The 25,688-nt window shown below is 65.4% G+C and carries 21 protein-coding genes and 2 pseudogenes; 14 read left to right on the top strand and 9 right to left on the bottom strand.

The genetic code is table 11. From position 1 onward, the window contains the following. Window positions 1–18 precede the first annotated feature (18 nt). Window positions 19–744, bottom strand: a complete 726-nt coding sequence (locus OKW38_RS38445; protein ID WP_429365515.1) for a pirin family protein — start codon at window positions 742–744, stop codon at window positions 19–21. Window positions 745–881: 137 nt separating this feature from the next. On the opposite strand from OKW38_RS38445, the gene OKW38_RS38440 reads away from it, so the two are divergent. Continuing rightward, window positions 882–1,793, top strand: coding sequence for a LysR family transcriptional regulator (locus OKW38_RS38440; RefSeq protein ID WP_429365514.1), 912 nt, complete (start codon window positions 882–884; stop codon window positions 1,791–1,793). 12 nt (window positions 1,794–1,805) lie between these two features. Here the strand turns inward: OKW38_RS38440 and OKW38_RS38435 are convergent, their stop codons facing one another. Beyond that, a complete protein-coding gene (locus OKW38_RS38435) occupies window positions 1,806–2,822 on the bottom strand; it encodes a 1-aminocyclopropane-1-carboxylate deaminase (RefSeq protein ID WP_429365513.1) in 1,017 nt (338 codons plus the stop codon). Between the two features lie 140 nt (window positions 2,823–2,962). On the opposite strand from OKW38_RS38435, the gene OKW38_RS38430 reads away from it, so the two are divergent. The 9 genes from OKW38_RS38430 to OKW38_RS38390 all read left to right on the top strand — a co-directional run bounded on the left by OKW38_RS38430 (window position 2,963) and on the right by OKW38_RS38390 (window position 15,200). Beyond that, a complete protein-coding gene (locus OKW38_RS38430) occupies window positions 2,963–3,478 on the top strand; it encodes an Lrp/AsnC family transcriptional regulator (protein ID WP_026226668.1) in 516 nt (171 codons plus the stop codon). Window positions 3,479–3,625: 147 nt separating this feature from the next. Beyond that, the gene (gene msrA / locus OKW38_RS38425; RefSeq protein ID WP_090810517.1) at window positions 3,626–4,384 is read left to right on the top strand and encodes a peptide-methionine (S)-S-oxide reductase MsrA; all 759 of its coding nucleotides are present in this window, start codon (window positions 3,626–3,628) and stop codon (window positions 4,382–4,384) included. Window positions 4,385–4,742: 358 nt separating this feature from the next. Next, window positions 4,743–5,642 (top strand): MipA/OmpV family protein, encoded by a 900-nt coding sequence (locus OKW38_RS38420; RefSeq protein WP_090809799.1) that lies wholly within the window; start codon window positions 4,743–4,745, stop codon window positions 5,640–5,642. Between the two features lie 119 nt (window positions 5,643–5,761). After that, window positions 5,762–7,882: a catalase HPII gene (gene katE, locus OKW38_RS38415; protein WP_429365512.1), complete on the top strand. Its 2,121-nt coding sequence runs from the start codon at window positions 5,762–5,764 to the stop codon at window positions 7,880–7,882. A gap of 262 nt (window positions 7,883–8,144) precedes the next feature. Beyond that, entirely contained in the window at window positions 8,145–11,606 is a 3,462-nt protein-coding gene (locus tag OKW38_RS38410; RefSeq protein WP_429365586.1) for a response regulator, read from the top strand. 34 nt (window positions 11,607–11,640) lie between these two features. Further along, entirely contained in the window at window positions 11,641–12,486 is an 846-nt protein-coding gene (locus OKW38_RS38405) for a CheR family methyltransferase (RefSeq protein WP_429365511.1), read from the top strand. A gap of 10 nt (window positions 12,487–12,496) precedes the next feature. Then, a complete protein-coding gene (locus OKW38_RS38400) occupies window positions 12,497–13,138 on the top strand; it encodes a chemotaxis protein CheB (RefSeq protein ID WP_429333823.1) in 642 nt (213 codons plus the stop codon). Between the two features lie 9 nt (window positions 13,139–13,147). Next, window positions 13,148–14,275, top strand: a complete 1,128-nt coding sequence (locus tag OKW38_RS38395) for a hybrid sensor histidine kinase/response regulator (protein WP_429365510.1) — start codon at window positions 13,148–13,150, stop codon at window positions 14,273–14,275. A gap of 100 nt (window positions 14,276–14,375) precedes the next feature. Then, window positions 14,376–15,200, top strand: coding sequence for a helix-turn-helix transcriptional regulator (locus tag OKW38_RS38390; RefSeq protein ID WP_429365509.1), 825 nt, complete (start codon window positions 14,376–14,378; stop codon window positions 15,198–15,200). Window positions 15,201–15,269: 69 nt separating this feature from the next. Here the strand turns inward: OKW38_RS38390 and OKW38_RS38385 are convergent. Beyond that, a pseudogene (locus OKW38_RS38385) lies at window positions 15,270–15,652 on the bottom strand (hypothetical protein); the annotation flags it as partial. A 65-nt stretch (window positions 15,653–15,717) separates the two neighbouring features. On the opposite strand from OKW38_RS38385, the gene OKW38_RS38380 reads away from it, so the two are divergent. From OKW38_RS38380 to OKW38_RS38370, 3 genes are all read left to right on the top strand, one after another. Further along, window positions 15,718–16,917: an aromatic amino acid transaminase gene (locus OKW38_RS38380; protein ID WP_429333826.1), complete on the top strand. Its 1,200-nt coding sequence runs from the start codon at window positions 15,718–15,720 to the stop codon at window positions 16,915–16,917. A 98-nt stretch (window positions 16,918–17,015) separates the two neighbouring features. Continuing rightward, complete coding sequence (locus tag OKW38_RS38375) at window positions 17,016–17,810, top strand: class II aldolase/adducin family protein (RefSeq protein ID WP_429333827.1); 795 nt, start codon at window positions 17,016–17,018, stop codon at window positions 17,808–17,810. Between the two features lie 71 nt (window positions 17,811–17,881). Then, window positions 17,882–18,865, top strand: a complete 984-nt coding sequence (locus OKW38_RS38370; protein ID WP_429365508.1) for a 2-dehydropantoate 2-reductase — start codon at window positions 17,882–17,884, stop codon at window positions 18,863–18,865. Between the two features lie 107 nt (window positions 18,866–18,972). Here OKW38_RS38370 and OKW38_RS38365 read toward each other — a convergent pair whose 3' ends face one another. The 5 genes and pseudogenes from OKW38_RS38365 to OKW38_RS38345 all read right to left on the bottom strand — a co-directional run bounded on the left by OKW38_RS38365 (window position 18,973) and on the right by OKW38_RS38345 (window position 22,501). Further along, on the bottom strand, window positions 18,973–19,167 hold the full coding sequence (locus tag OKW38_RS38365) for a hypothetical protein (RefSeq protein WP_184060028.1): 195 nt from the start codon (window positions 19,165–19,167) through the stop codon (window positions 18,973–18,975). Between the two features lie 21 nt (window positions 19,168–19,188). After that, window positions 19,189–20,925 carry an FAD-dependent oxidoreductase gene (locus tag OKW38_RS38360; RefSeq protein WP_429365507.1) on the bottom strand — a complete coding sequence of 579 codons (1,737 nt, stop codon included), beginning with the start codon at window positions 20,923–20,925 and terminating at the stop codon, window positions 19,189–19,191. Window positions 20,926–21,053: 128 nt separating this feature from the next. Next, a pseudogene (locus OKW38_RS38355) lies at window positions 21,054–21,266 on the bottom strand (PLP-dependent aminotransferase family protein); the annotation flags it as partial. 130 nt (window positions 21,267–21,396) lie between these two features. After that, window positions 21,397–22,116 carry a carboxymuconolactone decarboxylase family protein gene (locus OKW38_RS38350; protein WP_341809932.1) on the bottom strand — a complete coding sequence of 240 codons (720 nt, stop codon included), beginning with the start codon at window positions 22,114–22,116 and terminating at the stop codon, window positions 21,397–21,399. Continuing rightward, window positions 22,073–22,501 (bottom strand): (R)-mandelonitrile lyase, encoded by a 429-nt coding sequence (locus tag OKW38_RS38345; protein ID WP_090809826.1) that lies wholly within the window; start codon window positions 22,499–22,501, stop codon window positions 22,073–22,075. Before OKW38_RS38345 ends, OKW38_RS38350 begins: the two co-directional genes overlap by 44 nt. A gap of 114 nt (window positions 22,502–22,615) precedes the next feature. Here OKW38_RS38345 and OKW38_RS38340 point away from each other — a divergent pair, with 114 nt between their 5' ends. Then, on the top strand, window positions 22,616–23,521 hold the full coding sequence (locus tag OKW38_RS38340; RefSeq protein ID WP_090809828.1) for a LysR family transcriptional regulator: 906 nt from the start codon (window positions 22,616–22,618) through the stop codon (window positions 23,519–23,521). A gap of 49 nt (window positions 23,522–23,570) precedes the next feature. Here OKW38_RS38340 and OKW38_RS38335 read toward each other — a convergent pair whose 3' ends face one another. Continuing rightward, window positions 23,571–25,565: an AI-2E family transporter gene (locus tag OKW38_RS38335; protein WP_090809830.1), complete on the bottom strand. Its 1,995-nt coding sequence runs from the start codon at window positions 25,563–25,565 to the stop codon at window positions 23,571–23,573. Window positions 25,566–25,688 lie beyond the last annotated feature (123 nt).

The following is a 25,688-nucleotide window of genomic DNA, read 5'->3' as shown; positions in this document are numbered from 1 at the left end:
GCGGCGCAAGCGGAGCGCTTATGCCCACAACGCCGAGGTTTCGATATTACGCAGGTCGAACACGAGCACTTCCGCATCGCGGCCCTGCGTGAACGTCAGCGCTTCTTCACCCCGCACCCGCGCGCCGTCACCCTCGCCAAGCTCGACGCCATTCACCGTGACGCTGCCGCGCGCCACCTGAACATATGCATAGCGGTCCTTCGCGAGTTCGAGCCGCGCGGTTTCCTCGCCGTTGAACAGACCGGCATACACGCGCGCATCCTGTTGCAACTGCAGCGAACCGTTCGCACCGTCCGGCGACAGCACGAGCCGCAGCACACCGCGCTTGTCGGCCGCGCCGCAGTGCTGTTGCTGATAGCGCGGCGTCGTGCCTTGCTGGGCCGGCGCGATCCAGATCTGCAGGAAGTGCACCGGCTCGCTCTTCGAATGGTTGTATTCGCTGTGCGCCACGCCGGTGCCCGCGCTCATCAACTGGACGTCGCCCGGCACGATCACCGAGCCCGTGCCCATCGTGTCCTTGTGTTCGAGCGCGCCTTCGAGCACGTACGAAAAGATCTCCATGTCGCGATGCGGATGCTTGCCGAAGCCCTGCGCCGGCGCCACACGGTCGTCGTTGATCACGAGCAGGTCGGAGAAGCCGTTCTGCTTCGGATCGTGATAGTTCGCGAACGAAAACGTATGACGCGAGCTGAGCCAGCCGTGTTCCGCGCGGCCACGTTGGTTGGCGTGTCTGATTTCGAGCATGCTCTTTCTCCTTGAGTTTTGTCGTGCGATCCGGGCCAGATGTTTGGCTGCGATCCATGAACGACAGTGTAGGTCAATCCGGATGGCTATAATCATGATCAAACCGGAAACACTGTCGCATTGGAGTGGACAATACGATGCAACTCGATGACATGCGCATCTTCGTCGCGACCGTCGACGCCCACAATTTCACCGCCGCGGCCAACCGGCTGTCGCTGTCGAAACAGTTCGTGAGCCGCCGTGTGATGGCGCTCGAGGAAGCGCTCGGTGTGCAACTGCTGATCCGCAACACGCGCAAGCTGGCGGTGACCGATCTGGGTCAGGAGTTCTACGAGCGCGCGAAGCGCATCCTCGGCGAGGTCGAGGACGCCGAGCAGGCCATGTCGCTGCGCCGCGCCGGGCCGCGCGGGCTGCTACGCGTGAGCGCGCCGATGTCGTTCGGCATGACGCATCTGTCGCCGCTCGTCGCGGCGTTTCTGCGCGAGCATCGCGACGTGCGCTTCGACATGGAACTGAGCGACCGCGCCGTCGATGTGGTCGGCGAAGGCTTCGATATGGCGATCCGTATCGGCACGCTGGCGGATTCGTCGCTGATCGCGCAAAAGCTGATCGATGTGAAGATGATCGCGTGCTGCAGCCCCGGTTATCTGCGCCGGCGTGGCAGCCCGGCCGTGCCTCGCGATCTCGCGAACCACGAATGTCTGCTGTACGGCCACGGCGGCGCGGTGAGCTGGGACTTCAGCGTCGAGGGCGTGGTGAAGAGCGTCGAGGTGCGCGGGCCGTTACGCGCCAATAACGGCGATCTGATTCGCGATGCGGCCGTCGCGGGACTTGGAATCGTTCGGCTGCCGGATTTCATCGTCGCCGATGCGCTCGCAAGCGGACAACTCGTGCCCGTGCTCGAAGCGTTCCTGCCGTCGGCGACGGGCGTCTATGCCGTGTATCCGCAGCATCGGCAAAGCTCGGTCACGATCCGGGCATTCGTCGAGTTTCTGCGCAGGCATCTGAGGAAGAAGCTCGCGACCGAACCGCGGACGCCCGTCGGCTAATCCCCTAAACCCTCACCCGTTGCGGAAGATAAAGCTATACGCGCTCAACGCCGGCACGCCGCCCAGGTGCGCATAAAGTACGCGCGAGCCGGCCGGAAATTCGCCGTTACGCACCTTGTCGATCATGCCGTGCATCGACTTTCCCTCGTACACCGGATCGGTCAGCATGCCTTCGAGCCGCGCGCACAGACGGATCGCCTCGAGCGTGCCGTCGTTCGGCAGACCGTATTCCGGGCCGCCGTAGCGCTCGTCGAGCACGATCTCCTTCGCGGTGATGTCGCGGCCCAGTTCGACGCTCTCGGCGGTCCGCTTCGCGATGCGTGTGATCTGCTCGCGTGTCTGCGCCGGTTTCGCCGATGCGTCGATGCCGATCACACGATCGGCGCGGCCGTCGGCGGCGAAACCGACGACCATGCCAGCCTGCGTGCTGCCCGTCACCGAGCACACGACGATGTAGTCGAACTTGAAGCCTAGTTCGGCTTCCTGCTGACGCACCTCTTCGGCAAAGCCGACGAAGCCGAGGCCGCCGAGCGGATGGTCCGAGCAGCCGGCCGGAATCGCGTACGGCTTGCCGCCGGCCGCGCGCACGCTGTCGAGCGCGTCTTCCCAGCTCTTGCGAAAGCCGATGTCGAAGCCGTCCGGCACGAGCCGCACGTCGGCGCCCATCATGCGCGACATCTGGATGTTGCCGACGCGGTCGTACACCGCATCCGAGTAGTTGACCCAGTTCTCCTGCACGAGCACGCACTTCAGGCCCAGATGCGCGGCAACCGCCGCGACCTGGCGCGTCTGGTTGGACTGGATGCCGCCGATCGACACGAGCGTGTCGCAGCCCTGCGCGAGCGCGTCGGGGATCAGATACTCGAGCTTGCGGGTCTTGTTGCCGCCGAACGCGAGGCCGCTATTGCAGTCCTCGCGCTTGGCATAAAGCTCGACCTTGCCGCCGAGATGCTCGCTCAGACGCTTGAGCGGTTGAATTGGCGTCGGTCCGAAGGTGAGCGGGTAGCGGGGGAATCGTTGCAGGTTCATCGCGGCTCCGTGGTGGGGTGATTTCCGTGAGTACATGTTAGGAAAAACCGCCAGAAATGAGCTTGCGAAAAAAATCGCTTAGACGTATTTTTCGAAATCAAAGAATGTCCACCTCCTAATAAAACTTCGTACATATGGTCATGAGCGCAACGAAAGTTCGTGCTGGAGCGCCACCTTCGGGCATCGGCGCGATTCACCATCCGCTCGATCGCATCGATCGCGCGATCCTGCGGCAGTTGCAAACCGACGCGTCTATTTCGAACGTGGCGCTCGCCGCGAAAGTGAAGCTGAGCGCGCCGGCGTGTTTGCGGCGCGTCGAACGCTTGAAGGAATCGGGGCTGATTCGCGGCGTGGTCGCGCTGCTCGATCCAAAGGCGGCCGGCGCGGGCATGCTCGTGATCATCGGCGTGGTACTGGATCGCTCGACGCCCGAGTCGTTCGCCGAGTTCGAGAAGGCCGCGCAGAAAGTGGCCGGCTGCATGGAGTGCCACGTGGTGACCGGCGAGTTCGACTATTTCATGGTGATCCGCACGCGCGACAGCGACAGCTTCAATCGACTCCACGCCGAGCAGTTGCTGTATCTGCCGGGCGTACGGCAGATCCGCTCATTCATGGTGCTGAAGGAAATCCTGTCGACCACGAAATTTCCGCTGTGAGCCGCGCGGCCGCGCCGCCGGCCGCGAAAGCGCGCATGCTGTCATAAACGCCGCGCCCGCGCGACCAAGCTTCGGCGCACCCGCATGCGGCCGTGGCAGCACCGTGCCAACGCGGGCGGGCGCCGGCACTTTTCCGGAGCGACCATCATGACTCGCAACAGACCGCAATTCCTTACATCGTTCGGCGGCAGCTCGAAACGCACACGCGCGGCCGTGTTGTCGTTGCTGCTAGGCGCGGCCGCGCTCGCGTTGCCGCTCGCGCAGCGCGTCGCGTTCGCGGCGGAGAGCGCCGTCGTGATCGCGCCGCCCGCGCTCGACGAACCGATCCCGGCCAGCACCGCGCACGAGGAAACCGCGGTGTTCGCGGGTGGCTGCTTCTGGGGCGTCCAGGGGGTGTTCCAGCATGTGCGCGGTGTCACGCGGGCGGTGTCCGGCTACTCGGGCGGCTCACGCGACACCGCGCAGTACGAGACCGTCAGCGGCGGCGAGACGGGACACGCCGAATCGGTGCAGGTCACGTTCGATCCTGGCAAGGTCACCTACGGCCAGTTGCTGCAGGTGTATTTCTCGGTGGTTCAGGACCCGACCGAGCTGAATCGTCAGGGGCCCGACAGCGGCACGCAATACCGCTCCGCGATCTTTCCGCTGAACGACGCGCAACGGCGTGTCGCGCAAAGCTACATTGCGCAGCTCGACAAGTCGCACGTGTTCCCCGCGCCGATCGTCACGAAGACGGAGCCCTACAAGGGCTTCTATCCGGCCGAGTCGTATCACCAGAACTATCTGACCTTGCATCCCGATTCGGCCTACATCGTGTTCAATGACATGCCGAAAATCGCCAACCTGAAACGCCTGTTCCCCAACCTGTATCGCGACAAGCCGGTGCTCGTCGAAGCAGGGCAATAACCCCTCTGAACGGCGGCGCCAGCGGCGCCGCCGCAGCGCCGGACCGTCTTCGGCTTACGCCTTGGGTCGCGCTCGTCATCAATCTTCCACAGAGTTGGCGCATATCTTGCGCAGCAATGTTCCGTTGGCCATTGTCCGCGTCACCGCGGCGCGCAAGGACTATGCGCAGTGGCCACCACGCTAGCGCGTGGGTCATGCGGGCTCGCCGCGCCTCGTGCACATCGCGCTGCCCGCTTCATCGATTGGAAAAATTACACGCCGTAAGTAACAGCGCGGCGGTCGTCCGCGTTTTTGGGTCCGCGCTGGACCCCGGGCGAAAACCTAACCTCATCGCGACGAGCGAAATTGGAGGCTTCCGGTGGTCAACAGCCGTAGAAAGAAGCGGGGCGCCATGCCTCGCCATAAACAAACCGGCATCGCGGCGAGCTCGCTCGTCGCCGCGACCTTGGGCGCGATGGCCTGCGTGCCGGGTGTGGTCTTCGCGCAGACGCCGTCGCCGCTCGGCGAATGGCAATATTCGGTGGGCGTTCCGCTGCAGAAGATGTGGCAGCCGAACATTCCCGACTGGCAACTGCGCTTCGGCGTGGCCACATCGTTCCAGCCGCGCTTCGTAGGATCGGACCGCTATCACCTGGTGGCCGGCCCGAGCATCGACGTGCGCTACAAGGATCTGTTCTTTCTGTCGAGCGGCGAAGGTTTCGGCGTGAATTTCGCGCAGGGCGAGAACTGGCGCATGAGTCTCGCCGCGGTCTACGACCTCGGGCGACGCGGCCAGAACGATCCGCAGGAACTCAACGGGCTCGGCAACATCAACCCGGCGCCCGGTCTGAAGCTTTCGGGCGAGTACGTCGTGTCGAAGGATTTTCCGCTCGTCCTGCGCGCCGATATCCGCCGCTATTTCGGCGGATCGAACGGCTGGATCGGCGATCTCGGCGCCTATATGCCGATGCCCGGCAGCACCAGGCAGTTCTTCTGGTTCGCCGGCCCGAACGTGGTGCTCGCGGACTCCAATTACATGAACAGCTGGTTCGGCGTCAATCAGGAGCAGGCCGCGCACTCGCAGTATCCGCAGTACCACGCGAGCGCGGGCTTCAAGTCGGTGGGTTTCGGCGTCAGCGCGATCTGGCTGTTCAGCAAGCACTGGTTCGCGACCGCCGACGGCGCGTTCGAGCAGCTCGTCGGCAGCGCGGGCAACAGTCCGATCACGCGCAGCCGCGCGACCGGCGTCGCCGACGTGTCGATCAACTACCGGTTCTGACGCAACGCCGCCGCGCAGCCAATGCGCCGTGACTTGGTGGGTATAGCCCTTGCTGACTCTGTGATCGCGCGCCGCGACGCCTCCGGCGCCGCGCGCCCGAACACAAGGAGTCGATCCCCATGGCAGGTAAAGCGAATACCCAGAAGGCCGCGGCCCAGGCAAACGGGGCCGCGCAGTCGAACGACGCGAAATCGAACGATCTCGAACGCAATCGCGTGAAGCCGCAAGGCGAGGCCCTGAGGACCAATCAGGGCGTCAAGATCGCCGACAACCAGAACACGTTGCGTGCGGGACCGCGCGGTCCATCGCTGCTGGAAGATTTCATCATGCGTGAAAAGATCACGCACTTCGACCACGAGCGCATTCCCGAACGGATCGTGCACGCGCGTGGCTCGGCCGCGCATGGTGTCTTCAAGGTCTACGAATCGATGCGCGAGTACACCAAGGCCGCGTTTTTGCAGGACCCGGCCGCCGAAACGCCGGTCTATGTGCGTTTCTCGACCGTGCAAGGTCCGCGCGGCTCTGCCGACACCGTGCGCGACGTGCGCGGTGTCGCGACGAAGTTCTACACGCAGGAAGGCAATTTCGATCTGGTCGGCAACAACATGCCGGTGTTCTTCATCCAGGACGCGATCAAGTTTCCTGACTTCGTGCACGCGGTGAAACCGGAAGCACCGAACGAAATGCCGACCGGCGGGTCCGCGCACGACACGTTCTGGGACTTCGTCTCGCTCGTGCCCGAATCGGCGCACATGGTGCTATGGACGATGTCGGACCGCGCGATTCCGCGCAGCTTTCGGACGATGGAAGGCTTCGGCGTTCACACGTTCCGCTTCGTCAATGCGCAGGGCAAAGCTCGTTTCGTCAAGTTCCACTGGCGTCCCGTGCTCGGCTCGTATTCGCTGCTGTGGGACGAAGCGCAGAAGCTCGCGGGCAAGGACCCGGACTTTCACCGCCGCGACCTATGGGAAGCGATCGAGCGCGGCGATTATCCGGAGTACGAACTGGGGGTGCAGATCGTCGAGGAAGCCGACGAGCACAAGTTCGATTTCGACCTGCTCGATCCGACCAAGCTGATTCCGGAAGAGCTGGTGCCGGTGAAAATCATCGGCAAGATGACGCTCAATCGCAATCCGGACAACTTCTTCGCCGAGACCGAACAGGCCGCGTTCCATCCGGGGCATATCGTGCCGGGCATCGATTTCACCAACGATCCGTTGCTGCAGGGGCGTTTGTTCTCGTATACGGACACTCAGATCAGCCGCCTCGGTGGCCCGAACTTTCACGAGATTCCGATCAACCGGCCGGTCTGTCCATCCGTCAACAATCAGCGCGATGCGATGCATCGGCAGGCGATCCATGTCGGCCAGGCGTCGTACGAGCCGAACTCGCTGAACGACGGCTGGCCGAAGGAAACCGATCCGGCCGCTGAAGATGGCGGCTTCGACAGCCATCACGAACACGTCGAGGGCACGAAGATTCGCGTGCGCAGCGACTCGTTCGCCGATCATTTCTCGCAGGCCGCGTTGTTCTACAACAGCATGTCGCAGCCGGAAAAAGACCATATCGCGGCGGCCTATCAGTTCGAGCTCGGCAAGGTGACGAAGCCCGAGATTCGCGCGCGCCAGGTCAACGAGATTCTCGCGAACTTCGACGCCGATCTCGCCGCGAAGGTCGCCGAAGGACTCGGCTTGCCGGCGCCGAAAAAGGGCACGGCGAAACTCGTCGGGCCGAAGACGTCGCCGGCGTTGAGTCTGCTCAATCGCGTGAAGCCCGGCATCAAGACCCGCAAGATCGCGCTGCTCGCCGCACCCGGCTCCGATGGCGCGGCGATCAAACAGTTGCAGCAGGCGCTCACGGGTGAAGGCGCGACGCCGATGCTGATCGCGCCGACGCTCGCCGAGATCGATGGCCTCGCGCCCGACGCGACGATCGCCGGGCTGCCATCGGTGATGTTCGACGCGGTGATCGTGATCGGCGGCGAGAAGGGGGCGAAGGCACTGTCGCAATCGGGCGATGCGCGGCACTTCGTGCTTGAAGCGTTCAAGCATCTGAAGGCGATCGCGGCGCTCGGCGCGGGGCGCGACCTGCTCGCGGCCGCGCAGTTGCCCGCGCAGCCGGACGGCGTGGCGACCGGCGAGGACTCGCAGTCCGCCGATGTGTTGAAGGCGTTCATCAAGGCCGCCGGACAGCATCGCGTGTGGTCGCGCGCGGCGCAGGCGGAATCGGTGCCGGCCTGAGCGGGCCGAGCCGGTTGCGCTGATGCGCTGCCGCGTTAGCCGCTGAACGGTGCTGAGCGTAGCTGAAACACGGCGCGTCGATGCGCGTCGATGCAGGAATCTGGCCGGTGTTAGCCGGCCAGGTTCTTTTTGGCATTCCGCGTCGCGCGCGTGCGGGTCGTCCTTGTATGATGACAGCGGTCGCATCGCGGCACTCAACACCGTGCGCAGACCCGAAAGATATTCCGCATCGACCCGATTCGCCATGCCACTTACAGAAAAAATGACCGCATCGCAGGCCGTCGATCAACTCCGTTTCCGCCGCATCCTTCGCCGCAATATCGCGCTGCCTTTGGGCGTCGGCCTCGCCACGATGGTGCTGTTCGTCGGCTTGATCGCGTATCTCGTGTCGACGATGAACTGGGCCGAGCACTCCGGGCGCGTGATCGGCGACGCCAACGAATTGCTGCGGCTCGCGGTGGATCGCGAATCGTCGATGCGCGGCTTTCTGATCACCGGTAACGAGAGTTTCCTCGCGCCGTATGAAAACGGCGGCCCGAAATTCAAGGCACAGCTCGAAGCGTTGAAAAAGCAGGTCGCCGACAACCCGCCGCAAATCGAGCGGCTCAAGCAGATCGAGGCCTCGCAGGAGCGTTGGAGCCGCTTCGCCGAACAGATCATCGACGCGCGCCGCCGCAACCAGGACTATGAGAGCACGATCGCAGCGGGGCGCGGCAGGCTCGAATTCGACGAAACGCGCCGCGAATTCGGCGATTTTCTCGACGTCGAATTGCGCTTGCGCCAGCAGCGCGTCGAAGCGACGCGCAACGTGACGGCGACGCTGGTCGGCGTGTTCCTGCTGTTCAGCCTCGTCGTCAGCGGCCTGCTAGCGTGGCGAGGCCGTCGCGAACTGCTGGACCTGTCCGGGACCTACGACGACGTGCTGCGCCGCCAGGGCGAACAGACCGCGCTGCTCGAGCAGCAGGTCTGGTTGCGCTCGGGCCAGCGCCTGCTCGCGGACAAGGTCGTCGGGCAGACGAGCGCGCCGCTCGTCGGCCGCGCGATGCTCGAGTTTCTCGCCCAATATCTCGATGCGCTCGTCGCCGCGCTGTACGTGCGCGACAGGCAGAGCGGCACGCTGCGCCGCATCGCCGCGTACGGCTATAGCCGTGAAAGCGAGCAGACGGCCGCTCCGAGTTTCGAGGAGGGTGAAACGCTGGTCGGCCAGGCCGCGCGCTCGCGCCGCACGCTGGTACTGCGCGACGTGCCGGCCGATTACGTGCGGGTCGTGTCGGCCACTGGCAGCGGTGCGCCGCGCAATCTGCTGATCCTGCCGATCGACAACGACGGCCAGGTCAACGGCGTCGTCGAAATGGGCTTCCTGCGCGAGGTGACGCCGCGCGACGAAGAGTTCATGGAGCTGATCCGCCACAGCATGGGCAATTTTCTCGAGGCGGCGCTGTATCGCGAACGCCTGCAGGATGCGCTCGCCGAGACGCAGCAGCTGAACGAGGAGTTGCAGGTCCAGCAGGAGGAGTTGCGGGTCTCCAACGAAGGGCTCGAGGAACGCGGCCGCGCGCTGCTGGAATCGCAACGGCGCCTCGAAGCGCAGCAGGCCGAGCTCGAACAGACCAACGTGCGGCTCGAGGAATACGCGCTGCGGCTGGAGCGGCAAAAATCGGATCTGCTGCGCGTGCAGAACGATCTGGCGGCCAATGCGGAGCGCCTCGAACAGTCGAGCCGCTACAAGTCCGAGTTCCTCGCGAACATGTCGCACGAATTGCGCACGCCGCTGAACAGCTCGCTGATTCTCGCGAAGCTGCTGCAGCAGAATCGCAGCGGCAATCTGACCGACGAGCAGGTGCGCTACGCGGAGACGATCCACGCGTCGAACAGCGATCTGCTCGTGCTGATCAACGACATTCTCGACCTGTCGAAGGTCGAGGCGGGTCAATTGACGGTCGAGCACGAAACGGTGTCGATCGAGGCGACGCTGCAATCGCTCGAAGAAATGGTTCGTCCGATCGCGGCGACCAAGCACTTGCGTCTCGCCTTCGACAAGTTGCCGGGCACGCCCGATACGTTCGTCACCGATGGCCAGCGGCTCACGCAGATCCTGCGCAACCTGCTGTCGAACGCGGTGAAGTTCACCGAGCGCGGCGAGGTCACGCTCGAGGTCGCCAGGGTCGAGGACAACGTGCTGCGCTTCGACGTGCGCGATTCGGGCATCGGTATTCCGGCCGATAAGCTCGACCTGATCTTCGAGGCGTTCCAGCAGGCCGATGGCTCGACGAGCCGTCAATATGGGGGCAGCGGCCTCGGGCTGTCGATTTCGCGCGAGTTCTCGCGGTTGCTGGGCGGGCGCATCACGGTGGCGAGCGAAGTCGGCAAGGGCAGCGTGTTTTCGCTGTGGCTGCCGCTCGACACCGCACCCGCCGCGGTGATCCCGCCAGCGAATGGTCTGGCAAGCCGGGCACCGCCCACCGCGTCGCGCGAAGCCTTGCTGCCCGGCGCCGCCGAGCCCGCCGCCGCGTCGATAGCCGACGATCGCGACCATCGCACCCGCGCGGGCCGTCTGATCGTCGCGGTCGAAGACGATCCGCCGTTCGCCGCGATTCTGCGCGATCTCGTGCACGAACTCGACTTCGACTTCGTGCACGCGAGCGATGCCGCGAGCGGCCTCGCGCTGGTGCGCGACATGCGGCCGGCCGCGGTGCTGCTCGACGTCGGTCTGCCGGACCGCTCGGGCCTCACGGTGCTCGAATGGCTGAAGAACGATCCGCTGACTCGCCATATTCCGATCCATATCGTGTCGGCCACCGATCATGCCGACAAGGCGCTGCATCTCGGCGCGATCGGCTACACGCTGAAGCCGACCGCGCGCTCGACGATGGAGGCCGCGATCCGCCGCCTCGAAGCGCGGCTGCAACAGCGCCTGAAGCGCGTGCTGGTGATCGAGGACGACGCGCCGATGCGCGAAAGCATCCGCGCGCTGCTGCAAAGCGAGAACACCGAGATCGTCGCGGTCGCGACGCTCGCCGAGGCGTTCGAGCAACTGTCGGCGCTGACGTTCGACTGCGTCGTCACCGATCTCGCGCTGCCGGACGGCACCGGCTACGATCTGCTCGAACGCCTCGCCGCGAACAGCGCGCATGCATCGCTGCCGGTGATCGTCTACACGGGCCGCATGCTGTCCGGCGAAGAGGAGCACCGGCTGCGCCGCTACTCGAAGTCGATCATCATCAAGGGCGCGAAATCGCCGGAGCGTCTGCTCGATGAAGTCACGCTGTTTCTGCATAGCGTCGAGTCGTCGCTCGCGCCGGAGCAGCAGCGCATGCTGCGCACCGTGCGGCAACGCGACAATGCGTTCGAGGGCCGCACGATCCTGCTCGCCGAAGACGACGTGCGCAACATCTTCGCGCTGTCGCACGTGCTGGAGCCGCTCGGCGCGAAACTGCTGATCGCGCGCAACGGCCGCGAGGCGCTCGACGAACTGGAGAACGGGCCGGAAGTGCATCTGGTGCTGATGGACATCATGATGCCCGAGATGGACGGCCTGACCGCGATGGGCGAGATTCGCCGCAATCCGCGCTTCGCGCATCTGCCGATCATCGCGCTGACCGCGAAGGCGATGGCGAACGATCGCGCGCGCTGCCTCGAAGCGGGTGCCGACGACTACGTGTCGAAACCGATCGACGTCGACAAGCTCGTCGCGCTGTGCCGCGTGTGGCTGCGGCAGCGCTGACGGCGCGAGCGTTGGCACGCAAGCGAGCAATGCGATGAAACCGTCCGCATCTGACGTACCGCACCGCATCAGCGATTTCGACATCGAGCTGCGGCTGCTGCTCGAGGCGATCTATCTGAAGTATCAGCACGACTTTCGCCACTACGCGATGTCGTCGCTGCGCCGCCGCCTCACGCAGGCGCTCGATGAATTCAACGTGGAGACGCTGTCGCAATTGCAGGACCGCATCATGCGCGACGGCTACGAGTTTTCGCGGCTGTTCCGCTACCTGACCGTGCAGGTCAGCGACATGTTTCGCGATCCGTCGTATTTCCTCGCGCTGCGCGAGCACGTGCTGCCGCGTTTGCGCACCTACCCGTCGATCAAGGTGTGGGTCGCCGGATGCAGCACCGGCGAAGAGCTGTGGTCGCTGAAGATCCTGTTCGACGAGGAGGGTCTCACCGAGCGCACGCTGTTCTACGCGACCGACATCAACCCCGACGCGCTCGCGCGCGCGGAGGCGGGCATCTACGCGCTGGAACGCATCCAGGGCTTCACGCAGAACTATCTGGCGGCGGGCGGCACGCGTTCGCTGTCGGACTACTATCATGCAGCATATGGCGGCGCGCGCTTTGCCGGCTCGCTCAAAGAGCGCGTGGTGTTCGCCGATCACAGCCTGTCCACCGACGAAGTGTTCCTCGAAGCGCATCTGGTGTCGTGCCGCAACGTGCTGATCTATTTCGATCGCGGCTTGCAGGATCGCGCGTTGGGGCTGTTCGAGAACGCACTGGTGCGGCGCGGCTTTCTCGGCCTGGGCAGCAAGGAAACCCTGCGGTTTTCACGTCACTACCCGGCGTTCGACGAGTTTCGCGCGGCCGAACGCATTTATCAGAAGCGTTAGCGAGGTCGCGATGCCACGCTCGACCAGTGAACCCCCGCCCACCCAGGCCGCCGACGCCAGCGCCGCGCGGACGCACGCGCGCCGCGGCTATCAACTGGTCGTGATCGGCGGGTCGGCGGGCGGCATCGAGGTGCTCAAGGTGCTGCTCGCCGCGCTGCCCGCGCGCTTCGCGGCAGCCGTGATGATCGTCGCGCATCTGCCGCCCGATTCGCCGAGCTATCTGGTGCCGGCGATCGCGCATCGCTGCGCGCTGCCGGTGCTCGAACCCGATGCGGGGGAGCTGATTCTGCCGGGCCGCGTGTACGTCGCGCCGGCCGGTTATCACATGCTCGTCGAAGTGGACCGCACGGTCGCGCTGTCGACCGCCGCGGCGGTGCGCTTCTCGCGGCCGTCGATCGACGTGCTGTTCGAATCGGCCGCCGCGGTGTACGGCGATCGGCTGCTTGCGATCCTGCTGTCCGGCGCCAACGACGACGGCGCGCACGGGCTCGAACGCGTGCGCGCGCTCGGCGGCACCGCGTGGGTGCAGGATCCCGGCAGCGCCGGTGCACCGGAGATGCCGCGCGCGGCGATCGAGCGCGGCGCGGCCGACGCGATCTACAATCCCGCAACCCTGGCGAAGCGCCTTGCCGCGCTGCCGACTTCCCTCTGATCCGGTGCCATGACGAACTCACCTGTGAACATCCTGATCGTCGACGACATCGTCCACAACATCACCGCGCTGCAAGCGTTGCTCGCGCGGCCCGACGTCGCGGTGCTGGTCGCCGACTGCGGCACCGCCGCGCTCGATCTGCTGCTCAAGCACGAAGTCGCGCTGGCGATTCTCGACGTCAATATGCCCGGCATGAACGGCTTCGAGCTGGCCGCGCTGATGCGCGGCAGCCCGCGCACGTCGCAGGTGCCGATCATCTTCCTGAGCGCGACCGCGCAGGACGCGTCGCGCACGTTCCGTGGCTATGAGGCAGGCGCGGTCGACTTCCTGTACAAGCCGTTCGATCCGCGCATCCTGCAGTCGAAGGTCGACGTGTTCGTGCAGCTGGAGCAGCAGAAGCGCGAGCTCGCCGCGCAACTGGTGACGACGCGCCAAATGCTCGAAGCGAACGAAATGCTGATGGCGGTGCTCAGCCATGATCTGCGCACGCCGCTCGGCGCGGTGCTGGCGTCGGCGGAATACCTGATGCGCACGGCCGCCGACGAGCAGGCCGCAACCGTCGCCGCGCGCGTGAAGAACAGCGCCCTGCGCATGGCGCGGATGGTCGATCAGTTGCTGAACCTCGCGCGCCTGCAAGGCGGACGTCTGCCGTTGCAGCCGCGCTCGATCGAGCTCGCGACGCTGTGCCGCTCGGTCATCGACGAATTCGCATCGCAGAAGAGCGGCAAGCAGATCGTGTTCACCTGCACCGGCAATACGGCCGGCGCGTGGGATACCGATCTCGTGTGGCAGGCGGTGTCGAATCTCGTCAGCAACGCGCTGCATCATGGGGCGCCGGAGGGCGATATCGGCGTGGAGGTCGATGGCGACGCCGAGGATTGCGTGCGCCTGAAGGTGTCCAATCGCGGCACGATTCCGGCGGAGCTGTTTCCGCATCTGTTCAAGGCGTTCGTGTCGAACGGCAACGGCGCGCGCTCGCGCGAAGGCCTCGGGCTCGGTTTGCATATCGTGCAGCAGATCGCGCGCATGCATGGCGGCGACGTCAGCGTCGTATCCACGGACGAGTCCGGCACGACCTTTACGATCGAATTGCCGAGGACGGTGGCGTTGCAGCGGGGGTCGTTTACCCGGCGATAAAGCATCGCCAGGCCGGCGATCACGCCGGTGGGCCACCGCGTGCCCGCCGTGCTACGCTTGCCGCAACCCAATTCACGCAGCGCAAGCACGAATCCCCATCATGCGTTCCTGGCGCCTCGCATCACCGCAGCGCAGCGGTCAGATCAGCACCGCGCGCGCCACCGACCTCGTCATGGCGATCTCCCACCCGGATGCCGACGCGCTCGCCGCGAGCATTCCGCTGACGGTTGGCGAATCGTTGTCGCTGCCCGTCTCGCAGTGCACGATCTTCGCGTATGAGTTCGACGCGCGGCCCCGTACGGTGTCGGCGGCCGACCATCGCGGCGGGCATTTTCTGCGCGACGTCGCCGAACGCTACGCCGCGCATTTCTATGCGCTCGACGGCAATCGCGCGATCATCGGTCAATCGAGCCACCGCCGGCGCACCGCTTCGCGCGATGCGCTGGTGCTGCATCAGCAGCGCGGCGACGAAATCGAAAACGAAGCGTACCGCGCGGCCTGCTACGCGCAGCCGAACGTATCCGACCGGCTGTCGTTGCTCGTGCAGCCGGCGGATAGCGTGTGGCTGTCGATCAACCTGTATCGCGACCGCGCGTACGGCGTGTTCGCGCCGGGCGAACTGGAGCGGATCGAAAGCGTCGCGCCGCTGTTCGCGCATGCGGCGAAGGGCCAATACGCGCTGAACGGGCAACATCAGCAGGGCACCGGTGCGGCGATGCTCGCGCGCGTGCGGCGCTTATGTCCGACGCTGACGCCGCGCGAGCTCGACGTGTTGCGTGGCACGCTCGATGGCGCGAGCGCGGCCGAGATCGCCGGGCAGATGGGCGTGAAGCGGGCGAGCGTCGTCACGTACCAGAAGCGCGCGTACGCGCGGCTCGGGATTTCAAATCAGCGGCAACTGTTCGCGCTGTGTATGCAGCCCTAGCTGCACATCTGTCGAAACTCGCGCCGAAGCGCGCGTCGCATCGCGCTTCGAGTCCGCTTCGAGTCCGCTTCAACTCCGCTTACCCCGCGCCTCGTCCTGCGTCTCCCAATCCCAGCGTTTCAACCACGGCATCACGAAATCCGCGAAGCCGTCGGCCGATGGCGACAGCGCACGCTCGGTCGACCGATACACGCACACCTCGCGAATCGTTTCAGGATCGACGATGCGCCTCATCACGAGCTATCGCAGACGCGCACGACCACCTTCGGCTTGTCGCGCGCGTATTCGGCGATCGCCGCGGGCAGCGCCGTCGACGCGATGACGAGCGGCGCGCCGACCCGCACGATGCCGGCCGCGCGGTTGCGGATATGATTGTGCGCGGCGCGTCGACGACCGACACTCGTGCGGGTCGACTTGGCCCGGCAAACCCGCTTAGACTCAAGGTTTGCCCTGTCGTCCCGCGGCGCGCGGACGACCGCTACAACAGGCCTGCAGAGGCCGTCTTCAAGGACCCGTCATGTTCGACCATATTCCCGCCTATCCGGGCGACCCGATTCTGAGCCTGAACGAAGACTTTCAGCTGGACCCCCGGCCGAACAAGGTCAACCTCAGCATCGGCATCTATTTCGACGACGCCGGCAAGCTGCCGGTGATCGACGCGGTGCGCCGCGCCGAAACCGCGCTGCTCGACGCGATCGGCCCGCGCTCGTATCTGCCGATGGCGGGTCTGCCGCTCTATCGCGACACCGCGCAGGCGCTCGTGTTCGGCGCCCACAGCGCGGCGCGCGCCGAAGGCCGGATCGCGACGCTGCAAACGCTCGGCGGCTCGGGCGCGCTGAAGGTCGGCGCCGATTTCCTGAAGCGCTATTTCCCCGGCTCGCAAATGTGGATCAGCGATCCGAGCTGGGAAAACCATCGCGTGGTGTTCGAAGGCGCGGGCCTCACGGTCAACACCTATCCGTACTACGACGCGCAAACGGGCGGCCTGCGCTTTGCCGACATGCTCGCCGCGATCGACACGCTGCCGGAAAAGAGCATCGTGCTGCTGCACGCGTGCTGCCATAACCCGACGGGCGTCGATCTGAGCCCGTCGCAATGGGCGGAACTGGTGCCGGTTTTGCAGCGCCGCAAGCTGATCGCATTCGTCGACATGGCCTACCAGGGTTTCGGCGCGGGCCTCGAAGAAGACGCCGCGCCGGTGCGCCTGCTCGCCGACGCGAACGTGCCGCTGATCGTCGCGAACTCGTTCTCGAAGAATTTCTCGCTTTACGGCGAGCGCGTCGGCGCGTTGAGCGTGGTCTGCAAGAGCGCCGACGAAGCGGCGCGCGTGGCGGGCCAACTGATGTCGGCGGTGCGCGCGAACTACAGCAATCCGCCGACGCACGGCGCGCGCCTCGTCGCCAACGTGCTCGCCGATGCGACGCTGCGCGCGTCATGGGAAGCCGAGCTCGGTGCGATGCGCGAGCGCATTCTGGCGATGCGCAAGGTGATTCACGCCGGGCTCGACGGACGCGTCGATGAAGTGATGCGCGCGCGCTATATCGCGCAGCGCGGCATGTTCACGTATACGGGCCTGTCCGAAAGCCAGGTCGAGCGTCTACGCAACGAATACGCGGTGTACGTGCTGCGCTCGGGCCGCATGTGCGTTGCCGGGCTGAACGCGCGCAACGCGGACTATGTCGCGTCGTCGATCGCGGCGGTGGTGTCGGGCGCCTGAAGCGCGCCGGCGCTCGGGCCGCTGTTACGGCACGCGTGAATATGATGGGCGGCGCGCACGGACGCGCCGTCACAACGATAATTCTGGAGACACCGACGATGGCCACGACCCTCGAAGCGCAACCGGCGAGCCCGCCCAGATCGGCCGCGATCCATCCGGACGAATGGCAGGCGCGCGTGCAACTTGCCGCGTGCTACCGGATTTTCGATCTGCTCGGTTGGACCGAGATGATCTACAACCACATCACGCTGCGCGTGCCCGAAAGCGTCAGCGGCCCGGAGCGCCAGTTCCTGATCAATCCGTTCGGGCTGCACTACAGCGAAGTGACCGCGAGCAATCTGGTGAAGATCGACGCGCAGGGGCGCGTGCTCGACGGCTCGCCGTATCCGGTGAATCCGGCTGGCTTCGTGGTGCATGCGGCGCTTCACGAGGGCTTGCCCGACGCGCACTGTGTGATGCATACGCATACGACGGCGGGCGTCGCGGTCGCCTGCCTCGAAGAGGGCCTGCAGCAGACCAACTTCTATAGCGCGCAGTTGCACGACCGGATCGCGTATCACGACTTTGAAGGCATCACGATTCATGCGGAAGAGGGGCCGCGGCTGCTCGCGCATATCGGCGACAGACAGGCGGTGATCCTGCGCAACCACGGTCTGCTATCGTGGGGCCGGACGTTGCCGCAGACCTTCGCGATTCTGTGGACGCTGAATCGCGCGTGCGAAGTCCAGGTGGCGACGTTCTCGATGGGCCGCGCTCGGCCGGTGCCGGAGGAGGTCGCGATTCGCTGCTCGCGCGACGCGCTGCAGTTCGATCCGCGCCACGGCGCCGGACAGGACGTGTTCGATGCGCTGGTGCGGCGGGTCGACCGGATCGATGCGAGTTTCCGGCAATGATTGAAGCCACGCGTAAAAGAGCGCGACAATCGACGCTGCAATAATCACAGCAACAGGCAAGGACTCAGGCGATGAAAGTAGCGATCTACGGCGCCGGCTCGATCGGCGGCTGGATGGGAGTGAAGCTCGCGCAGGCGGGCCATCGGGTCAGCGTGGTCGCGCGCGGCGCGACGCTCGACGCGGTGCGCCAGCATGGTCTGCGGCTGATCGAAGGCGGCGTGATCTACGCCGAGCAGGTGAAGGCGAGCGACAAGCCGGCCGATCTCGGCGTGCAGGAACTCGTCGTGATCGCGGTGAAGGGCCCGGCGATGGCGACCGTGGCCGCGCATATCAAACCGCTACTCGGCCCCGAGACGATCGTGCTGACGGCGATGAACGGCGTGCCGTGGTGGTTCTGCGACGGCCTGGGCGGCGAACTCGCCGGCCAGCGCCTGAAGACGATCGATCCCGACGGCGCGATCACCGCCGCGATCCCGGCCGCGCAGACGGTCGGCTGCGTCGTGCATGCCAGTTGCCTGATCGACGCGCCCGGCGTGATCCGGCATCACCAGGGCAACGGACTGATCGTCGGCGAGGCGTCGGGCAAGCCGAGCGAGCGTGTCGAGCTGCTCGCCGCGCTGTTGCAGGCGGCGGGCTTCCATGCAACGGCTTCGGCGCAGATCCAGCGCGACGTGTGGTTCAAGCTGTGGGGCAACATGACGATGAACCCGGTCAGCGCGATCACCGGCGCAACGACCGACCGGATCCTCGGCGACGAACTCGTGCGCGGTTTCGTCACGCACATCATGCTGGAGGCGAAGGAAATCGGCGCGCGCTTCGGCATCCCGATCGACCAGGCGCCCGACGACCGTCACGCGGTCACGCTGAAACTCGGCGCGATGAAGACATCGATGTTGCAGGACGTGCAGGCCGGCAAGGCGGTCGAACTCGATGCGCTGGTCGGCGCGGTGCGCGAACTCGGGCAACTGACGCGCGTGCCGACGCCCTATACGGATGCGTTGCTCGGACTCGCGCGGCTGCATGCGAGTACGTCGGGCTTGTATCCGAGGCAGTGAGGTCGGTCTGCCAGCGCCCGTTTTGTTGTGATGGCTGTAATTCCCTCGCACTGCTGCGGCATTGCCGTTACCGCCTCTAGCGAACCGCCTCCAGGGAGGCGGTTTTTTTACCCGCGCCAGGCCGTGGCGGCAACCGGCAGCTTCGCCGCTTCGATCAACGACAACGCGCGCCGCGAGTCGTCGAGTTCGGTCAGGCACAAGAGCGCGAGACGCGCGAGATACAGCGACGCCTGCGCCTCGCCTTCGTGGGTCAGCGTGTTGCACAGCGTCGTATAGACGAGGTCGAGATCGGAATCGGTCATGATGTCGAAGGTCCTTGCGCGTTAGTTCTGCTGTGTCAGCGTGGCATCGAGCGCGCGCAGAACGGCCGCCGCGCTGCCGTTGCGCCAGCGCGCGAGCACGTGGCCGTCGGGGCGGATCAGATAGACGGTGCCGGGCCGTGCGTCGAGCATGTCGTGCAGGCGGCCGGTTGGGTCGATCGCTCGCGGGCTGTTTGCCGATTGCGCTTCGGCCGTGACGATATCGATCACGTTGAACGGAATGCCCCGGCTGGCTAGCGTGCTTTGCAGTTGCCGCCACGCGTCATCATCGTTCGCGTGGTCTGCGTCGAAGCGCAGCGCCGTGAAGCACGGTCCGAGCAGATCGGTTAGATGAATGCCGAGCCGTGCGCCATCTTGCGATTGTTTGAGCAGCCTGCCCTCGGGCAGCACGGTACCCGGCGCGGGGCCGCGATCGAACGCATCGGCTCCGTCGCCTGCGAAGTTCAGCGGCGATTGCCGATACGCGATCGCATGCGTCTGGCGCGGATTGATCAGCGGCCGCACCGCCGCATGCCGCTCGGCGAGCCCGAGCACGGCCGTGCGCAGCAAGTCGAACGCGAAGGTCGGCGGCGCCATGAATTCGGTACTTTTCATGCCGTAGCTCAGGTTCTCGCGCGCCGCGTACACACGTTCGTCGCTATAGCTATCGAGCAGCGCTGGCGACGCGCTCCCATTGATCACGCAGCCGAGCTTCCAGCCGAGATTGTCGGCGTCGTCGATGCCGGAGTTCGCGCCGCGCACGCCGAAGATCGGCACCAGATGCGCGGCGTCGCCCGCGAATAGCACGCTGCCATGCCGATAGCGTTCGAGCGTCAGCGCATTGGCCTTGTAGATCGTGATCCAGATCGGCGACCAGGCGCCGGCTTCGCCCATCGAGTCGAGCAAGTTTTGCACGCGCGGTATCACGTTCTCGGGTAGCACGGCGGCGTCGGGGTCTTCGTCGTCGCGTAACTGATAGTCGATGCGCCACACGTTGTCAGGCTGCTTGTGCACGAGCACCGTCGAGCCCGGATTCGACGGCGGATCGAAGTACGCGAGCCGTTCGGTGGCGCGCGTGCTGTCGAGTTCGATATCGACGATCACGTAGCGGCCTTCGTAGGTCGTGCCTGTGAGCTTCAGCCCGAGCAGGTCGCGGATCGTGCTGCGTCCGCCGTCGCAGGCGACGACCCACGCAGCGTCCATCTGCCAGCTTTTGCCTTGCGGATCGGCAGGATCGGCGCTGCGCAAGGTCAAGCTCGCGCCGCCCTGCGGCCGTTGCTCGAGGCCCGTCACACGCGTTTGCCAGCGCACGTCGATCAGATCGGCGTGCCGTTCGATCTCGTCGAGCAGCAACTGCTCGATCTGATACTGCGCGATATTGATCATCGGCGGCAGCGACTGCTCGTCGTCCTGATGCATCGCGAAGCGGAACACCTCGGTGTCGCGATAGAAACTGCGCCCGCCGGTCCACGCCAGCCCCTTTTGCAGAAAGCCGTCGACGACGCCGAGCCGCTTGAAGATTTCGAGGCTGCGTCGCGAGATGCAGATCGCGCGGCTGCCGGTGCACACGCTGTCGTCCGCCTCGATCAGCACCGAGCGCACGCCTTGGCGCGCGAGTGCAAGCGCGAGCGTCATGCCGACCGGACCGCCGCCGACGATCGCGACGGCGCGCGCTTGTGGATCGCGTCCGTCGATGAGCGGCGGCACCACGGCCGGATAGCGGCGCGGGGCGAACGGATAGGGCTTGAACGGGCGGGTCATGCGTGTCTCCAGTTTGCTTGCGTTATCGGTGCAGTATGCGTCAGCGTTCGCGCGCGGCTGTCCTCATTTTGGGTACAGCGCCGCGCGCGAGCGTGAGGAGTGGTAGAGACCTGGACCTTCGCCGCTCGTTAGCCGTCCAGACAGGCGCGCAAGCTCCGCGCGAGGTGGCCCGCTTCACCTGCATTGGCGATGTTTGCGAAGCTCATCACAACGCCACGCGGCGTGCTACGCGTGCGACCATTCGCGTACCAGACCGAGAGCGGCAGAACGGCGAGCCCCGCTTCGCGGGCGCGCGCCGCAACCGCGACGTCGTCGACCGGGCCATCAGGGCCGTCGACGAAGTGAAGACGCGGTCCCTCACTGATGTTTGTTCGAGCTTCCGCGGTGCCAGTGCGGCATCCGGGCCGACGAGCTTCCACCTCGGTCGGAAAAACGCGGCTTCCCAACCGGTGGACGATCCGGCATCGACGTTTATGCCGCTCGCTTCGCGAATACATCCTTGAACACGGGCATCGCCGAAAAGACGTTCGGCCAGCCTGCGTAAAAGGCGAGCTGCGTCAGCATTTCGGACGCCTCGTCCTTCGTCAGACCGTTGTCCATGGCACGGCCGAGGTGATACGGAATCTGCGCGACCTGACCGCTGGCAACCAGGGCGCTCACCGTGACCAGGCTCCGGTCGCGTGGAGCGAGTCCTGGACGCAGCCAAAGGTCGCGGAACAGCACATCGGTCGTGTACTGAACAACGCCGGGAGCGACCGAGCCGAAGCTTTGCTCGACCGCCTGCGCACGCTGTTGCTCTGCGACTTCGTTCAGTGGTAGCGGCTCGACATCGGCCCGAGGGACCTGATCGATACCGATGTCACGTTCATCGAAGATACGCTTCGTGACGACAGCCGCTGCGGTCGCATTTCCCCAGCCGGAATAGAAGGCGAGGTGCGTGATCATTTCCGAAATCTCGGCAGGCTTCACACCGCTATCCAGCGCCAACCGGAGATAGAACGGCATCTCGATGGTCTGGTTGCGGGCGATGAGCACCGACAGCGTCACGATGCTCCGGTCTCGCGGTGACAGTTGCGGCCTCTTCCAGAGGCCGCCGAGCACGGTCTGGCTCGTATAACGCGCGAATGCCGGAGAAACGGGAGTGAGATCAACTTGTGACAATGGATCTTGCATGTTTCCAGTCCTTTCCATACTGCTCGTCCGTGACCTTCTCCAGCCATTCGACGTTCTTGCCGTCGAGCGCTTCCTGAATGGCGATATGTGTCATCGCGGTCGTCGAAGTTGCGCCATGCCAATGCTTGTGGCCAGGCGGGCACCAGATCACGTCACCAGCCCGGATTTCGACGCGCGGCTCGCCTTCGCACTGGGTCCAGCCACAGCCGGCCGTAACGATCAAAGTCTGGCCGAGCGGGTGGGTATGCCAGTTAGTCCGCGCTCCCGGCTCAAAAGTGACGCTCGCGCACGAAACGCGTGCCGGCGGAGGCGGAGCGTTCAGCGGGTCGAGCCGCACCGTGCCCGTAAACCATTCTTCAGGGCCTTTCTTCGAGGGCTGGAAGCCCGCGCGTTTCAATTCCATGACTGTTCCTCGTCGGTATCGTCGGGGCGATATGCCACTGCTGTTAATCTAACTCCTGGCAATTGATGCGACTAGATCACAATATCGGGATGCCCTTATGCTGTGGAGCATTAATTGAAAGAGGATTTCAACGATCTGGTCGGCTTCATGAACGTTGCGCGTGAGCGCAACTTCACGCGGGCGGCCGCGCAACTGGGAGTCTCGCAGTCGGCCTTGAGCCGGACGGTTGCCGGCCTTGAAAAGCGGATGGGCCTTCAGTTACTGATGCGCACTACCCGGAGTGTCTCGTTGACGGAGGCAGGCGAACGGCTACTGGCGGCGATTGCACCGCGTTTTCAGGAAATCGAAGCGGAGGTCGATTCCTTGCGCGCGATGACGAGCCGTCCAGGCGGAACTGTCCGGATCACGACCACCGACTACGCGGCAAACTCGTACGTTTGGCCGCGTCTGCAACCGTTGCTGCGCCAGTATCCGGATCTGAAGATTGAATTGCTCAATGACTACGGGTTAGCCGACATCGTCGCGGATCGGTACGACATCGGCGTGCGGCTAGGCGACCAGGTGGCCAAAGACATGATCGCGGTGCGAATCGCGCCTGACATGACGATGGCAATCGCGGGCTCTCCAGGCTACCTGCAATCGACCGCACCGGCGAAGACGCCGCAGGATCTAACGCTGCACAACTGCATCAATCTTCGATTGCCAACGCGAGATTCACTGCTCCCGTGGGAGCTACGGAAGGGGCGGCGAGAACTGCAGGTGCGGGTCGAAGGGCAGCTCACCTTCAATAGCGTCTACCAGATGATGGACGCAGCGCTTGGCGGGTTTGGGCTCGCGTACGTGCCCAAAGACCTGGCTGAGGTGCATGTCCGGGCCGGGCGCTTGAATTGGGTGCTGGAAGACTGGTTTCCCACGTTCGTCGGACATCACGTCTATTATCCAAGTCGCCGCAAATCATCCCGGGCAGTCGAGCTTGTGGTGGACGCATTGAAGAGCGGTTATCAGCGTCGAGCGCAGTGACCGCCAAATGGCGATCACGACGCAGATTTTTACCACTCCGGTCACGGCCTCAGCCCACCCAGCCTCGGCCGGCGCTGGCCGTCTGCGACGGCTGCCGCATGGGCTGCCCAGCCGTCGCCGCGTGACATGCCTCGATCATCGCGCGGAACGTCGGCGACGCATGCAGTTCCCCGCCCGCATCGAGTTCGACGCTGCCGTCCGGCGCGTCGCCGACGCCGACGCCGACCACCAGCGTCGCGCGTGGCCGCCATTCGCGCGTGCGCCGCAGCATGTTGCGCAGGTACAGCGGCGACTCGGGCGCGTCGAGCGACACGATGCAGATGATCGACGTGTCCTTGAAGCTCGGCTCGTCGGCGCGTGCGCTGCGATAGCCCGAGTGCGTCGCCATCAGCGGCGCGAAGCCCTGGCGGTTCAGCAGTTGCACAGCGATCGCGGTCGTCACTTCGTCGAACGCGCCGCGGCCGGGCACGCATAACACCGCTGCTTTGCCCGTACCGTCCGGCTGTTGCGGGCGCGTGAGCAGATCGCTGCGGTATCGCTCCGTGGCACCCGCGCCCGGCGACGCCAGATCCGGCGTCCCGGCAAGCAGCGCGTTACCCGCGTCCGCCGGTTCGGCGGGCGACAGCGAATCGCGCAGCCCTTCGGCGATCTCGAGGTTCTCGACGATATCGACGAGCGCGTCGTTGATCCGCTGCAACTGGTCGGGCATCAGCACGCCGCGCTGCGCGTCGTTGCGCGCGAGCCGCAGGCCTTCGAGCGCGACCTTGTCGTAGTAGTCGATCAGCGACATCTCGCGCAGCAGCCGTTCGGCCTGCACGATCGCCTCGTGCGGATCGTCGGCGAGCAGGCGCTGATAGAAGTTCTGCGCGGGCGTCAGCGCGGGCTGATCGCCGAGCAGCACGGTCAGGAAGTTCAGCCGGTCCGCGTAGCGCCCGAGCGTGACGACGCACAGCGTGAGCGGCGTCGACAGCACGAGGCCGATCGGCCCCCACAGCCAGCTCCAGAAAATCGCCGCGACCACCACCGCGAGGGGCGACAGGCCCGAGCGATGACCGTACAGCAGCGGCTCGGCGATCTGCCCGGCGACCACGTCGACGACGATGAACAGGATCAGCGTGAGGACCGCCATCGTCCATTGCGGCTGGATCGCGGCCGCGAGAAAGAATGCGAGGATCGCCGCGATCCAGATGCCGATGTACGGCACGAAGCGCAGCAGCGCGGCGATCACGCCGAACAGCAGCGCCCCCGGTACGCCGATGATCGCGAGCCCGATCGCGATGATGCCGCCCGCGCTCAGATTCACGCCGAGCTGCGCGACGAAATAGCGTGACAGGCGCCCGGCGGCGTCGTTGATCGCGGTAGTCGTGCGGTGCAGGTCGCGCGAACCGAACAGGCTGATCAGACGGTCGCGCAAATCCTCGCGCTGCAACAGGATGAAGATGGTCACGACGAGCACGATGAAGGTCGTCTCGATCGGCGCGATGGCCGGCGTCAGCGCGCGCTGCGCGAGTTGCACCGGCGTCGGCGCGGGCTCGTGCACCTCGACCTGTTGCGGCACCTGCGGCGCGTTGCGCGCGGCGCGGCCGGTCGGGCGCGGCGGCGCGGGGCGCGATGGCGCCACGCGCTGCAGCGCGCTGGCAGCGCTGCTCATCAGTGCGTCGGCGCGGCCCACGGTCTTTTCCTGCACGGTTTCGATCTTCTGCTCGATCGCTTCCTGGTACTGCGGCAGCGCGTCCGCGAGCTGCACGAGCTGCGCGCCGATCAGCGCGCCGATCGCGAGCAGCGAGGCGAGAGCGAACAGCACCGCGATGAAGATCGACGGCAACTGGCCCATATGCAGACGCCGCAGCATCTGCACGAGCGGCGCGAGCAGGAAGCTCAGCAGCACCGACAACGTGATCGGAATCAGTACCTCCCGCCCGAAGTACAGCCCGCACACGACCACCACGCCGGTGATCAGCGACACTAGGCCATGCAGGCCCGGCGTGCCCGGCGGGTAAACGCGGTTGGGCCGCCCTTGCGGTGGCGGCAGCGATATTTTCATGTAAGCAGAATTCCGGTTGGGACGCGTTGACGACCGAGCGGAGCACTGGTCGTCAGCAAGACAGATGCCCGAATTGTAGGTGGTTTGGCGGGAGGGGGCTCACGCGTGGCTGCGCGTTGAGTC

The sequence above is a fragment of the Paraburkholderia sp. MM5496-R1 genome, assembly GCF_050436205.1.
In the GTDB taxonomy this organism is placed as follows: domain Bacteria; phylum Pseudomonadota; class Gammaproteobacteria; order Burkholderiales; family Burkholderiaceae; genus Paraburkholderia; species Paraburkholderia tuberum.
This window is presented reverse-complemented; position numbering and strand designations above follow the sequence as displayed.

Excerpts from the sequence above, each read along its gene's own strand:
- OKW38_RS38360 (WP_429365507.1), bottom strand. The coding sequence starts at position 20,925 with ATGACCCGCCCGTTCAAGCCCTATCCGTTCGCCCCGCGCCGCTATCCG.
- OKW38_RS38395 (WP_429365510.1), top strand. The coding sequence starts at position 13,148 with ATGACGAACTCACCTGTGAACATCCTGATCGTCGACGACATCGTCCAC.
- OKW38_RS38430 (WP_026226668.1), top strand. The coding sequence starts at position 2,963 with ATGAGCGCAACGAAAGTTCGTGCTGGAGCGCCACCTTCGGGCATCGGC.
- OKW38_RS38380 (WP_429333826.1), top strand. The coding sequence starts at position 15,718 with ATGTTCGACCATATTCCCGCCTATCCGGGCGACCCGATTCTGAGCCTG.
- OKW38_RS38435 (WP_429365513.1), bottom strand. The coding sequence starts at position 2,822 with ATGAACCTGCAACGATTCCCCCGCTACCCGCTCACCTTCGGACCGACG.
- OKW38_RS38405 (WP_429365511.1), top strand. The coding sequence starts at position 11,641 with ATGAAACCGTCCGCATCTGACGTACCGCACCGCATCAGCGATTTCGAC.
- OKW38_RS38445 (WP_429365515.1), bottom strand. The coding sequence starts at position 744 with ATGCTCGAAATCAGACACGCCAACCAACGTGGCCGCGCGGAACACGGC.
- OKW38_RS38410 (WP_429365586.1), top strand. The coding sequence starts at position 8,145 with ATGACCGCATCGCAGGCCGTCGATCAACTCCGTTTCCGCCGCATCCTT.
- katE (WP_429365512.1), top strand. The coding sequence starts at position 5,762 with ATGGCAGGTAAAGCGAATACCCAGAAGGCCGCGGCCCAGGCAAACGGG.
- msrA (WP_090810517.1), top strand. The coding sequence starts at position 3,626 with ATGACTCGCAACAGACCGCAATTCCTTACATCGTTCGGCGGCAGCTCG.
- OKW38_RS38365 (WP_184060028.1), bottom strand. The coding sequence starts at position 19,167 with ATGACCGATTCCGATCTCGACCTCGTCTATACGACGCTGTGCAACACG.
- OKW38_RS38335 (WP_090809830.1), bottom strand. The coding sequence starts at position 25,565 with ATGAAAATATCGCTGCCGCCACCGCAAGGGCGGCCCAACCGCGTTTAC.
- OKW38_RS38400 (WP_429333823.1), top strand. The coding sequence starts at position 12,497 with ATGCCACGCTCGACCAGTGAACCCCCGCCCACCCAGGCCGCCGACGCC.
- OKW38_RS38370 (WP_429365508.1), top strand. The coding sequence starts at position 17,882 with ATGAAAGTAGCGATCTACGGCGCCGGCTCGATCGGCGGCTGGATGGGA.
- OKW38_RS38350 (WP_341809932.1), bottom strand. The coding sequence starts at position 22,116 with ATGGAAAGGACTGGAAACATGCAAGATCCATTGTCACAAGTTGATCTC.
- OKW38_RS38440 (WP_429365514.1), top strand. The coding sequence starts at position 882 with ATGCAACTCGATGACATGCGCATCTTCGTCGCGACCGTCGACGCCCAC.
- OKW38_RS38390 (WP_429365509.1), top strand. The coding sequence starts at position 14,376 with ATGCGTTCCTGGCGCCTCGCATCACCGCAGCGCAGCGGTCAGATCAGC.
- OKW38_RS38345 (WP_090809826.1), bottom strand. The coding sequence starts at position 22,501 with ATGGAATTGAAACGCGCGGGCTTCCAGCCCTCGAAGAAAGGCCCTGAA.
- OKW38_RS38375 (WP_429333827.1), top strand. The coding sequence starts at position 17,016 with ATGGCCACGACCCTCGAAGCGCAACCGGCGAGCCCGCCCAGATCGGCC.